Genomic DNA, 12,418 nt, shown 5'->3' with positions numbered 1-12,418 from the left:
GGTGGTGCATGCAGAGCCGTCACCGATGCTAGCGGTTCAGGAAGTCATCAAGCGGTGCGGAGAGTGTCTCGTAGTTGGATACATCAACGGCCAGCACGGTGTCTTGCAAAATCAGGGTGGGAGTTCCCTGTAGGCCCAACTCCATGGCGTCCTGGGAATCGCGCTCCACCCGTTCCGCTATCGCTTCGGATTCGTAGTCGCTCAGGAACTTCTCGTTGTCCAGGCCCAAGTCCCTTGCATAGGTCAGGAACTGTTCGTCCACCGAAGTGCTCTGGCTCCATTGATCTTGATCCTCAAAGACGGTTTCCGACATCTTCTCCAGTGCGCCTTGTTCCGCGGCCGCTTCCACCGCGCGGGCCGCCGCTGGTGCGTTCTCATGGATGGGCAGCGGGAAGTTGCGGATGATGATGCGCAGCTCATCTCCGTAGTCGTCATTGGCTTGGCGCACTACAGAATCCATCCCAGCACAAAACGGGCACTGGTAATCGGTGAAGAGCACCAGCGTGCCGGATGCTGCTTTCGGCGCGCTGATGGTGCGGGCATCCTGCGGTGCGAGCAGCCGGGCGACCTCAGCCGAGGGAGCCGCCGGTGTGCGCGCGGCTTCGCTGCTTTCGGCACTGGCTTCAGGGCTGGGTGTCGTGTGGTTGGCCGGGGCGGCTCCACTGGAGCAGGCTCCGAGCAGGAGGGTGCTGAGCAGGGCCATGGCAATCAGTGGGGTACGGGGATCTCGGTTCATGTTCTTTCCGGTGCAGGGTCTGATGTGGAGGTGATGGAGGTGCGGCTCGGCGCGGGTCGGATGCACTTCAAGCGCAGCAACGAATGTGCTGCGCTTTCGTGGGGTTGGTTGTTTGATTCCGGGGTTAGTGAACCAGGATGATTCCGGCGTAGGCGATGCCGGCCACGATGAGGGTGGAGATGGCGGCCAGGATAAAGGGACGAACGCCCACGTTCATCAGATTGCGGATCTTCACCCCGCAGCCCAGGCCGAACATGGCCGCCGAGAGCAGCGCGGTTTGGATCATGGAACCGGCGTCGATGACTCCCTGCGGAAGGTTGCAGAAGGAGCGGATGAGGATCATGGCCAGGAAGCCGATGATGAACAGCGGCACGATCGGTGGGCGCTTGGCTTCCGGGTTCAGGTTGCCGCGGCGCCGCTGGCGTACGCTGAGCACCGCCACCACGGGGGCGAGCATCAGGATTCGGGCCAGCTTGGCGATAACCGCTGCGGCCAGCGCTCCCCCGCCGATGATGCCGCCGGCGGCGACCACCTGGGCGATTTCGTGGATCGAGGCTCCGGCCCACATGCCGTTCAGTTCCGCGCTCATGCCCAGCACCTGGCCCAGGAAGGGCACCGCCGGGATCATCAGGGTGCCGAAGATGACCACCAGGGCCACCGCGGTAACCACATCTTCCTCATCCGAGTCGGTGACCCCTTCCACTCCGGCCACCGCCGCGGCGCCGCAGATGGAGAAGCCGCAGGCGATCAGCAGCACCTGTGCGGCGCGCATCTTCATCAGCCGGCCAATCAGCAAGGTGGAGAAGATCCCGCCGCCGACGATGCATACGATCACCAGCAGCATCGGTGCCCCCAGCGAGATGATGTCCGAGAGCACCAGCTGCAATCCCAGGAAGACAATGCCCAGGCGCAGCAGCTTCTTCGAGGCGAAGGTGATGCCGGGCATGGTGCTTTCGGGAAGCCGGATGACGTTGGTGAGCGTAATGCCCAACACGATCGCCACGATCAGCGCACTGACGCCGGGCAGCAGCTTGTTGATGCCCATGGAGATGACTACGGCGACCGCGCACAGCAGCAGTCCCGGCAGGTATGGGCGAATGATTCCTGTGGCCTTGTGGGTCGCAGGCTGTCTGACCTGATCTGTTTTAATTGCCATGTTTCCATGGTTTCAACACGGGGCCGAACCCAGTAGACGGCACTTTGACATCAGGACATATACTCCTGATATGAGTAATTCTTGGCCCGATTTGGATGTCTTAGAACTCTTCGTGGCCGTGGTGGATTCCGGCAGCCTCGGCGCCGGGGCCCGGAAGGTGGGGATGGCCCAACCCAATGCCAGCCGGGCCGTGGCCCTGTTGGAGGCCAGGCTCAAAACATCCCTGCTGCACCGCACCCCACGCGGCTCAGCACCCACCGAAGTCGGGGTCCAGCTGGCCGAACAGGCACGCATCCTGCTGGATGCCGCCCAACGCTTCAGCGCCTGGGAGCAGAGCGGCGTTGGGCGCCAGGTGGAGGAACTGCGGGTGGGAGCGAGCATGACCATCGCCGAAACCCTGCTGCCCGCCTGGCTCTCACGTTTGCGCACGCTCGTTCCGCGGGTGCGCGTGGACGTGAAGGTGGGCAACTCGGAGGAAATCCTGCAGCAGGTCCAGCAAGGTGCGCTGCAGTTGGGTTTCGTGGAGACACCGTACCTGCCCCAGCAGCTGAACACGCTGCTCGTGCAGCAGGACGCCTTGCGGATCGTGGTCGGCCCCCACCACCCGTGGGCCGAGCGCAGCACGCCGGTGAGCCTGGCGGAGCTGGCCGCGACACCGCTGGTGCTGCGTGAATCCGGTTCCGGAACCCGCGAGGCCCTGACTGAGCTGTTGAGCGGTTGGCCGCTGGCGGAGCCGGCCCAGGTGCTCTCCAGCAATTCGGCCGTGCGGGTGGCCGCGGCATCGGGGGCCGGGCCCCCGGCGCTTAGCGAGTTGGCGGTGCACGCCCAGTTGGCCAGCGGGGAGCTGCTCAGCGTCCCGTTCCAGGGCCAGGGGGTGGCCCGGCCGCTGAGCGCCGTATGGGGTGGGCCGCGCCGGTTGAACGGCCTGGCCGCGCAGCTGGTGGACATTGCCCGCGCGCAGTCCTGAAAACCCCGAACGCGACAAAGCGCCTGCGACGCAGTCTCGGGGATGAGCTCCCCTCACTGCGCCACAGGCGCTGCTGCCTAGGCGGCGGTGCCGCGCTTAGCGGGCTACCGAACCCTCGGTGTAGTCGTCATCGGCGGCGACCCAGCTGAACAGCTGGCGCAGTTCGCGGCCGGTGGACTCGATCGGGTGGTCCTCGCCCTTCTTGCGCAGTTCCTTGAATTCCTTGGCACCGTTGGCCTGGTCATCCATGAAGCGCTTGGCGAAGGAGCCGTCCTGGATCTCGGCCAGCACGGCCTTCATGTTTTCCTTCACCTCCGGGGTGATCACGCGCGGGCCGGAGACGTAGTCGCCGTACTCGGCGGTGTCCGAGATGCTCCAGCGCTGCTTGGCGATGCCGCCTTCCCACATCAGGTCCACGATCAGCTTCAGCTCGTGCAGCACCTCGAAGTAGGCGATCTCCGGCTTGTAGCCGGCCTCGGTCAGCACCTCGAAGCCGTACTGGACCAGCTGGGAGGTGCCGCCGCACAGCACGGCCTGCTCACCGAACAGGTCGGTTTCGGTTTCCTCGGTGAAGGTGGTCTCAATGACACCGGCGCGGGTGCCGCCGATGCCTGCTGCGTAGGACAGGGCCAGGTCCTTGGCCTTGCCGGTGTGGTCCTGCTCCACGGCGATCAGATCCGGGATGCCGCGTCCGGCCTCGAATTCGCGGCGCACGGTGTGTCCCGGGGCCTTCGGGGCCACCAGGGCCACGTCCACGTTGGCCGGCGGCTGGATGAAGCCGAAGCGGATGTTGAAGCCGTGGCCGAAGAACAGGGCGTCGCCCTCGTTCAGGTTCTTCTCGATGGACTCGCTGTAGACCTTGGCCTGGACCTGGTCCGGGGTCAGGATCATGATCACGTCGCCCCAGGCGGCGGCCTCGGCAACGGTGGCGACCTTCAGGCCCTCGGCCTCGGCCTTGGCACGGGACTTGGAGCCCTCGGACAGGCCGACCATGACCTCAACGCCGGAGTCACGCAGGTTCAGTGCGTGGGCGTGGCCCTGCGAACCGTAACCGATGATCGCTACCTTGCGGCCCTGGATGATCGACAGATCCGCGTCGTCCTCGTAGTACAAATCAGCCACTGTATTTCTCCTTAGGTGTTCTTCGTTTCAGAAGCTTGGTTCCACGGTGTTCGGCCTACCTAGGGCTGCCCCCACCGAGGGGTGTTCAATGTTGTTGTTCTGTGGTGTGCGGTGCCCGGCGCCGTCGCTAGGCGCTCAGGGACTTCAGGGCCCGGTCGCTCATCGACTTGGCGCCGCGGCCCACGGCCAGGGTGCCGGCCTGCACGATTTCGCGGATCCCGAATGGTTCGAGCACCGCCAGCAGGGCCTCGATCTTCGAGGCGTTGCCGGTGGCCTCGATGACCAGGGACTCGGGTGCCACATCGATGACCGAGGCGCGGAAGAGTTCCGCGGCCTGGGTGACCTGCAGCCGGGTCGCGGCGTCGGCGCGCACCTTGACCATGATGTGGTCGCGCTGCACCGAGGCCTCGGGGAGCAGCTCAACGATCTTGATGACGTTGATCAGCTTGTTCAGCTGCTTGGTAACCTGCTCCAGGGAGTCCCCCTCGGCGTCGACCACCACGGTGATGCGGCTGATTCCCTCGATTTCCGTGGGTCCCACGGCCAGCGAGTGGATGTTGAAGGCACGGCGGGCGAAGAGTCCGGCGACCCTGGTCAGCACACCGGGGACGTCCTCGACCAGCACCGACAGCGTATGCTTTGCCATCTTTCCTAGTCCTCCTCTTCCCATTCCGGGGTCATGCCCCGGGCAATCTGGATCTGGTCGTTGCTGACCCCGGACGGCACCATCGGCCAGACCATGGAGTCGGCGGAGACCACAAAGTCGATGACCACCGGGCGGTCATTGATTTCCAACGCCTTCTGGATGGTCGCGTCAATGTCCTCATCACGTTCGCAGCGCAGCCCCACACAGCCGTAGGCGTCCGCCAGCTTCACGAAGTCCGGGATCCGGGCGGTGCCGTGGCCGGTGTTCAAGTCGGTGTTCGAATACCGCGCATCGTAGAACAGGGTCTGCCACTGGCGGACCATGCCCAGCGAGGAGTTGTTGATCACCGCGACCTTGATCGGGATCTGGTTGATCACGCAGGTGGCCAGCTCCTGGTTGGTCATCTGGAAGCAGCCGTCCCCGTCAATCGCCCAGACCACGCGCTCGGGCTGGGCCACCTTGGCGCCCATGGCGGCGGGCACCGAGTAGCCCATGGTGCCCAGCCCGGCCGAGTTCAGCCAGGAGCGCGGGCGCTCGTACTTCACGAACTGGGCGGCCCACATCTGGTGCTGGCCCACCCCGGCCACGAACACGCCCTCCGGGCCGGTCAGGGCCCCGATGCGTTCGATGACCTTCTGCGGAGCGGTGAGCCCGTCATGGGTTTCGGTCCAGCCGATCGGGTAGGTGTCGCGCAGGCGGTTGAGCAGATCCCACCAGGGCTTCAAGTCCTGCTGCGGGTCGGTCTCAAACCGGGTGCGGCAGGCGGCATGCAGCTGCGGGATGATCTCATCCAGCGAACCGACAATCGGCACGTCCGCGGTGCGGTTCTTGGAGATCTCGGCCGGGTCGATGTCGGCGTGGATCACCTTCGCGTACGGGGCGAAGGTGTGCAGCACCCCGGTGACCCGGTCATCGAAACGCGCACCCAGGGTGATCAGCAGGTCGGACTGCTGCAGCGCGGTGACCGCCGAGACGGCCCCGTGCATGCCGGGCATGCCCACATGCTGTTCATGCGAGTCCGGAAAGGCGCCGCGGGCGGTCAGGGTGGTGACCACCGGGGCACCGATGTACTCGGCGAATTCCTTCAGTTCCTGGTGGGCATCGGCCTTGATGACCCCGCCGCCCACGTAGAGCACCGGACGGGTGGCCGCGGCGATCAGCTTGGCGGCCTCGCGCAGCTGCTTGTTGTGGCCCTTGGTGACCACCCGGTAGCCGGGCAGGTCGATCTTGGGCGGCCAGGAGAACTCGGTCTGCGCGGTCTGCGCGTCCTTGGTGATGTCCACCAGCACCGGGCCGGGGCGTCCGCTCTGGGCCAGGTAGAAGGCGCTGGCCAGCACCTGCGGGATGTCCTCGGCCTTGGTCACCAAGAAGGCGTGCTTGGTGATGGGCATCGTGATGCCGACAATGTCGGCTTCCTGGAACGCGTCAGAGCCAATGAAGGCGCTGTTCACCTGTCCGGTGATTGCCACCATCGGGACCGAGTCCATGTTGGCATCGGCCAGTGCGGTGACGAGGTTGGTTGCGCCCGGACCGGAGGTGGCGATGCATACGCCCACTTCCCCGGTGACCATGGCGTAACCCTGTGCGGCATGGCCGGCACCCTGTTCATGGCGGACCAAGATGTGGTTGAGCTTGGTTGAGTCCATGAGCGGATCATAGGTGGGAAGGATGGCCCCACCGGGTAATCCGAAGACGTCCTTGACGCCCAGTTCTTCCAATGAGCGGACGATGGCTTGTGAGCCCGTCATCTGCGTGGGAGCGACAATGTTGTTCGGACCCTGGACCGGGTTCGAAGCCTCCACGACGGAAGAGACAGCGGTGGCATCCTTGCTGCGGTTCAATGACTTGGCAACCGTAGCCGGATTGGCAGGTTTTCCGTTGCTCATCGGGATCCTTCCTGATCTATCTCTTCATCTGCGCATAAAAAACGCCCCGCGGCCGTCAGCAACTGACGAAAGGGGGCTGTGCGCGTCACCAGGCGATCTGTCTAGGACAGATCAAGTTTCAGGCTCCGCGCCTGATAACTAGTAGAACACTGGTGGTTGTTTGCATATACCCAGTTTTGTCCAACTCATCTGAAAGATCAACACGACTCTCCGTTGATCTCAAGATATGAGACGGATGTTCGGTGGGTGGACACTGCGGGTGTCCACCCACCGCTTCACACCGAAGTGTTTCAGCCGCAGAATGCGCCGGTGGAGGCCGAGTTGACCAGCTTGGCGTACTTGGCCAGCACACCGGTGGTGAACTTGGCCGGCAGCGGCTCCCAGCCGACCTTGCGGGCCTCAAGCTCCTGCGGATCCACCAGCAGGTCGAAGCTGCGGGCCTCGATGTCCACGCGGATCTTGTCCCCGTCCCTGACGAACGCAATCGGTCCGCCGTCCACGGCCTCGGGGGCCACGTGGCCGATGCACAGCCCGGTGGTGCCCCCGGAGAAGCGCCCATCGGTCAACAGCAGCACGTCCTTGCCCAGCCCGGCGCCCTTGATGGCGCCGGTGATGGCCAGCATCTCGCGCATGCCTGGTCCGCCCTTGGGGCCCTCGTAACGGATGACCACCACATCCCCGGCCTTCAGCTCACCCTTGTCCAGGGCGTCCAGGGCGCCCTGTTCGCGTTCGAAGACGCGGGCGGTGCCCTCGAAGACGTCGGCGTCGAAGCCGGCGGACTTCACCACCGCGCCCTCGGGAGCCAGCGAACCGTGCAGGATGGTCACCCCACCGGTCTTGTGGATGGGGTTGTCCATGGCGCGCAGGATCTTGCCATCCGGATCCGGCGGGGCGATGTGGGCCAGGTTCTCGGCCACGGTCTTGCCGGTGACGGTCAGGCAGTCCCCGTGCAGCAGCCCGGCATCCAACAGCGCCTTCATGACCACCGGGACACCGCCGATGCGATCCAGGTCGTTCATCACGTAGCGGCCGAAGGGCTTCAGGTCGGCCAGGTGCGGGACCTTGTCACCGATCCGGTTGAAGTCATCCAGGGTCAGATCCACTTCGGCCTCGCGGGCGATGGCCAGCAGGTGCAGCACCGCGTTGGTGGAGCCGCCGAACGCCATGGTCACGGCGATCGCGTTCTCGAAGGCCTCCTTGGTCAGGATGTCGCGGGTGCGGATGCCCTTGCGCAGCATCTCCACGACGGCCTCACCGGAGCGGTGGGCGAACATGTCGCGGCGGCGGTCCGCCGACGGCGGGGCAGCGGAACCGGGCAGGGACATGCCCAGGGCCTCACCGATGGAGGCCATGGTGTTGGCCGTGTACATGCCGCCGCACGCGCCTTCGCCCGGGCAGATGGCCCGTTCGATGGCGTCCAGGTCCTTTTCGCTCATCTTCCCTGCCGCGCAGGCGCCAACGGCCTCGAACGCGTCAATCAGGGTAACGTCCTTCTCCGTGCCGTCTTCCAGCTTCACCCAGCCGGGCATGATGGAGCCAGCGTAAAGGAATACGGAAGCCAGGTTCAGGCGGGCCGCGGCCATCAGCATGCCGGGCAGGGACTTGTCACAACCGGCCAGCAGGACCGAGCCGTCCAGGCGCTCGGCCATCATCACGGTTTCCACCGAGTCGGCAATCACTTCACGCGAGACCAGCGAGAAGTGCATTCCCTCGTGTCCCATGGAGATGCCGTCCGAGACGGAGATGGTGCCGAATTGCATCGGGAAGCCGCCACCGGCGTGGACGCCTTCCTTGGCACCCTGGGCCAAGCGGTTCAGCGAAAGGTTGCACGGGGTAATTTCGTTCCACGAGCTGGCGATACCGATCTGGGGCTTGGCAAAGTCCTCATCACCCATGCCCACGGCGCGGAGCATGCCCCGGGCGGGAGCGGCATGGATACCATCGGTCACCGCGCGGGAGCGTGGTTTGATATCTGGGGTCGTTTCCTGGCTCATGAAAAAGATTCTAGAAGTCAATATGACCAATTGGACAACCCGTGACGCGACAATGACACATTTCGCCAAAAGCGCTCATTGATCATTTTGTTCAGCATTCTTAGTAGAGTGTGAGTCATGGACACACGCCCAGACGAGAATCCGACCGACACCGTCAAGCGCCTGCTGCATGAGGCGTTTGATGCACAGATCCCCAACTTCGCCAGCTATAACCTGGTCGCGGCGGTGGGACTGGCCGGCAGCGGCGGATTAAAGGTCATCGGGTATCGGCGCCAACCGGCAGAATTGGTGCTCGCCCCCATCGATCCGGCGGACCTGAGGGCCGCCGAGGACGCGATCACCATCAACAACACGAACGTCAACCAGCTCGCGCTGGTCAATGACGGAGGCTATGAGATCGCCACCTCCACCGGCCGGGTGTTCCGCTTCAACGTGGATGCACACCCGAACGTGGACCTGCACCTGGATGATGCCGTGGTGCAGAGCGTGGAGTTGGATCAGGAATCGGACGCGGCGGACTTCGCCGAGTTCATGCACCATTTCATGAACACCATCGAGGGCACCGAGAACTTCGTGTAACCCACCGGCTCATCACTCAGCCAAAGAAAAGTCGGCGGCGGTGAATCAACACCTGCCATCGGCTCCCCTACTTTCCTGCAAAACTCCCTGACCCGCCGGTGATCCCGAGGAGCAGGGAGTTTTGCGTATCCGCTCATACACAACCTCGGGTCCCAGCCTACTTTTTTACTTTCTCTCGCCGACTAACCCCCGGCAAGTCTTATGCAACACCTGCTGACTCGTTAGGCGTGCGACGGTATTTGGCTCCAAACCGGCACCGGCCGCCAAGTTCCGGGGTTGGAACTCAGCGGCCGGTCGACAGTTGGTCGGCGATCCATCAGAATATGGCGTATTCCGCAGTATCTACCGTCGTCGTTATTAGTAGGGCCAGAGGCCGCCTGCCGGGGTGCTGATCCCGTGGCTGTACGGCCACAGACCACCGGCGGTGGTATCCCCCTGGGAGGCGGAACTGACGCTGACACCGACTACCAGGGCCATGGCCGCGGCGGCCAGTGCGATGAGTTTCTTGACGTTCTTCACGGGCAGTACCCTTCTCGAAATGCGCGGCTCGTGCCGCGGCTCCTGCCGAAGCGCAACGAGCCAAGGTAAAGCCTAGTGAAGCCTGAGAATGAGAACAAGGAATCTGCACAATTAAACGCATCTGATGCGATACTAATGCAGTGGATCATTTTCGTCACGGCTCAGCCGCCCAACTAAAGGTCGCCGAGGTACTGCGTGCCGCACGCGATGGCGAACATGAGAAGGTCACCCTCCAAGGCCCCCAGGTACTGGCCCAATTAGATCCGAAGACCGAAGCGTCAAGTTATTGGCTGGTGCAGGAGGCCCTGTGTTCGGCCGCCCACGCCGTGGATGACTACGAACTGATGTGCCGGGTAGCGGATCAGATGAAACAAACCGCCGGGCAGCTGAACCGCACCGACCTGACCATCAAGGCGCTGCTGGCCCAGTCAACCGCACGGCGCTGCGTGGGTGATGACGCCACCGCACTGTCCCTTGCCCGCCAGGCCCAATGCCTGGTGCGTGAACTGGACGATGAGTCCCCGGTACGGATCCAGCTCTACCAGGTGCTGTTGGCCGCACTGGTAGAAGCCGGGCACCCAGATGAAGCATGGCAACTGCACCAGCACCTGGCAGGCTCGCTGCATCTTGTTGCCGACGGACAGGAGCAGGGCAAGGCGTATTGGACACTGGGCAACTTGGCCTTCATGGTCTGCGAACCGGATTTGGGAGTGCACTACCACCAGCGCGCCGCGGAACTATTGGTCCCGGCCCAGGACATGGTCCTCTGGGCGCGCTTCAACCGGGCCACCGCCGAACTACGACTTCAGGCCGGGATCCTAAACGAACAAGTCCAGGATTGCCTGCAGCGGGCCGAGCTGGCCTTTGGACTCATCGAGGCCGGCGACCTGGACCACGCCGGCCTGTGTCTGACACGTTCTCGCGCCGCCGCCGTCCAGGGCGACCCTGCCCGCGCCATGGCCATTCTGGAGGGTTTCACGTCCCGTTATAGTGGTGCACCTGAGCATTTGGTTCCCCTTTTCTCCTGGTGGGCGCAGCTGCTGGAGCAGGCCGGGGAGCCGAAAGCAGCGCAGCACAAACGCCACCAGGCGCAGCAGGCAGGAAAGGACGGTTCGTGACGCACGCCGAAATGGATCCGCGGATCCAGGACATCGTTGACTCGATCCTGAAAATTGCCGGTGGAGACTTCGCTGTCTCCCTGCGGCCCAGCCAACAGCGTGATGACATCGACGCGATCATGGTGGGGATCAAGGCCATGGCCAATCGCCTCTCGGGCACCTATGAGGAGCTGGAGCAGCGGGTGCGCCAGCGGACCCACCTGCTGGAGTCCGCGAGGGACAAAATGGAGGTGCTGGCGTACACCGATCCGCTCACGTCCCTGGCCAACCGGGCCGCCCTGATGCGCGAACTCGCCTCACAACTGGATGCGGCACATCGCGCCGAACCGGTCAGCACGTTGTTCCTGATTGACCTGGATGACTTCAAGCCCATCAACGACATCCACGGACACAACGCCGGAGACCGGGTGCTGCAGGAAGTGGCAACCCGGCTGCGTCAGAGCGTGCGTCCGGGAGATTTGGCGACACGGCTGGGTGGAGATGAATTCGCCATCCTGGCTCGCGTGGATGCCTCGGCAGCCAAGACGATGGGTCAGCGCCTGCTTCAGGTACTGCGTGAACCGGTGGAAGTCGGCCCGGCAAACATCACTCCGGGCGGCAGCATCGGGTTCTGCGTGGGCCACGAATCACTCACCGCGGAACAATGGCTGGAGTGCGCCGACACCGCCATGTACGTCGCCAAACGGGATCCGAAGGAAAAGGTCCAGCAGTTCGAGGACTTCATGCTCTACGAACGGCACCGCAAGGCCTTGCTGAGCACGGAGCTGCGTACGGCCCTGGCCAGCGGGCAAATCCACCCGGCCTACCAAACGGTGATCTCGGTGGAGGACGGCGCCGAAGTCGGGGTCGAAGCCCTGGCCCGGTGGGAACACCCCGAATTGGGCGAGCTCTCCCCGGCGGACTTCCTGCCGCTGGCGGCCGAATCAGGCTTGCTCAGCCAGCTCACCACCCGGCTGCTGGATTGTGCACTGGCCGACCTGGGACAGTGGCGGCGAGGACAGCGGGTCTCCGAGGACTTCCGCGTCCAAGTCAACGTGACCCCCTCGGAGCTGACGGATCTTGCCTTCTCGGACAAGGTCACCCAGAAGTTGCGTGAACACGAAATCCCGCCCGAGTGCCTGGTCATCGAGGTGACCGAGGAACGCTACATCTCCGGGGATCGCCCGGAGCTGTATTCACTGCGGGCCCTTCGAGAATTGGGGGTTCGGGTCTTCATTGATGACTTCGGTGCGGGCTATTCGTCCTTCGGTTATCTCAGCAAATTGCCGGTGGCCGGTGTGAAAGTCGACCGTTCCATCACCATCGGAGTGGACAGCGACCCCAAGCAGCGGGCCGTCATGCAGGCCGTGTTGGACCTGGCGGTGGCGTGTGGCTTGGAGTGCATCGTGGAGGGCGTGGAAACCGAGGCCGAAGCCGCCGTGCTGCGCACCCTGGGAGCCCACTGCCTTCAGGGATTCCTGTTTGGCCGTCCGGGACCGTACCCTTCGATTTAATTCTAAATCCCTAGCTTCGCAAGCTAGCATTTGCGTTATCTTTAGGGGCTCTTCACAATCCAGGGTGTAAAACGGGTCTGAACCCGCCAGATTCCAAGAGCGAACGGGCAATATAATTCGCTAGGCTCCGGAACCCCAGAGCGCTGCCGCGCAGGTGTTCCAACCTCCCATTGATCGCTTCGGTGGGGCCGTTCGAGGTGCC

General features: G+C 63.8%; 12 protein-coding genes. 4 read left to right on the top strand and 8 right to left on the bottom strand.

Annotated features, from left to right (window positions below):
* Positions 1-28 precede the first annotated feature (28 nt).
* Complete coding sequence (locus FDN03_RS14310; protein ID WP_138178229.1) at positions 29-736, bottom strand: thioredoxin domain-containing protein; 708 nt, start codon at positions 734-736, stop codon at positions 29-31.
* 124 nt (positions 737-860) lie between these two features.
* Positions 861-1,892, bottom strand: coding sequence for a YeiH family protein (locus FDN03_RS14305; protein ID WP_138178227.1), 1,032 nt, complete (start codon positions 1,890-1,892; stop codon positions 861-863).
* A gap of 70 nt (positions 1,893-1,962) precedes the next feature.
* Between FDN03_RS14305 and FDN03_RS14300 the strand changes: the two genes are divergently transcribed.
* A complete protein-coding gene (locus FDN03_RS14300) occupies positions 1,963-2,859 on the top strand; it encodes a LysR family transcriptional regulator (protein ID WP_138178225.1) in 897 nt (298 codons plus the stop codon).
* Between the two features lie 96 nt (positions 2,860-2,955).
* Here FDN03_RS14300 and ilvC read toward each other — a convergent pair whose 3' ends face one another.
* The 4 genes from ilvC to ilvD form a co-directional block, all read right to left on the bottom strand.
* Positions 2,956-3,981 carry a ketol-acid reductoisomerase gene (gene ilvC / locus FDN03_RS14295; protein WP_138178223.1) on the bottom strand — a complete coding sequence of 342 codons (1,026 nt, stop codon included), beginning with the start codon at positions 3,979-3,981 and terminating at the stop codon, positions 2,956-2,958.
* 127 nt (positions 3,982-4,108) lie between these two features.
* A complete protein-coding gene (ilvN, locus tag FDN03_RS14290; protein ID WP_138178221.1) occupies positions 4,109-4,627 on the bottom strand; it encodes an acetolactate synthase small subunit in 519 nt (172 codons plus the stop codon).
* A gap of 5 nt (positions 4,628-4,632) precedes the next feature.
* On the bottom strand, positions 4,633-6,513 hold the full coding sequence (locus FDN03_RS14285) for an acetolactate synthase large subunit (protein WP_138178219.1): 1,881 nt from the start codon (positions 6,511-6,513) through the stop codon (positions 4,633-4,635).
* Positions 6,514-6,803: 290 nt separating this feature from the next.
* A complete protein-coding gene (ilvD, locus tag FDN03_RS14280) occupies positions 6,804-8,507 on the bottom strand; it encodes a dihydroxy-acid dehydratase (protein ID WP_138178217.1) in 1,704 nt (567 codons plus the stop codon).
* A 117-nt stretch (positions 8,508-8,624) separates the two neighbouring features.
* On the opposite strand from ilvD, the gene FDN03_RS14275 reads away from it, so the two are divergent.
* Positions 8,625-9,086, top strand: coding sequence for a hypothetical protein (locus tag FDN03_RS14275; RefSeq protein WP_054821021.1), 462 nt, complete (start codon positions 8,625-8,627; stop codon positions 9,084-9,086).
* A gap of 357 nt (positions 9,087-9,443) precedes the next feature.
* On the opposite strand, the gene FDN03_RS16455 is transcribed toward FDN03_RS14275, so the two are convergent.
* Entirely contained in the window at positions 9,444-9,605 is a 162-nt protein-coding gene (locus FDN03_RS16455) for a hypothetical protein (protein ID WP_171021268.1), read from the bottom strand.
* 140 nt (positions 9,606-9,745) lie between these two features.
* Here FDN03_RS16455 and FDN03_RS14270 point away from each other — a divergent pair, with 140 nt between their 5' ends.
* A complete protein-coding gene (locus tag FDN03_RS14270) occupies positions 9,746-10,723 on the top strand; it encodes a hypothetical protein (protein ID WP_138178215.1) in 978 nt (325 codons plus the stop codon).
* Positions 10,720-12,216, top strand: coding sequence for an EAL domain-containing protein (locus FDN03_RS14265; RefSeq protein WP_138178213.1), 1,497 nt, complete (start codon positions 10,720-10,722; stop codon positions 12,214-12,216). The genes FDN03_RS14270 and FDN03_RS14265 overlap by 4 nt, the downstream gene beginning before the upstream one ends.
* Positions 12,217-12,268: 52 nt before the next feature.
* On the opposite strand, the gene FDN03_RS14260 is transcribed toward FDN03_RS14265, so the two are convergent.
* On the bottom strand, positions 12,269-12,418 hold a 150-nt coding region (locus FDN03_RS14260), incomplete at its 5' end, for a transposase (protein ID WP_138178211.1).

This window comes from Glutamicibacter sp. V16R2B1, assembly GCF_005774635.1.
GTDB classification, from domain to species: domain Bacteria; phylum Actinomycetota; class Actinomycetes; order Actinomycetales; family Micrococcaceae; genus Glutamicibacter; species Glutamicibacter creatinolyticus.
The sequence above is the reverse complement of the archived record's forward strand: the minus strand, read 5'-3'. Positions and strand labels throughout refer to the sequence as shown.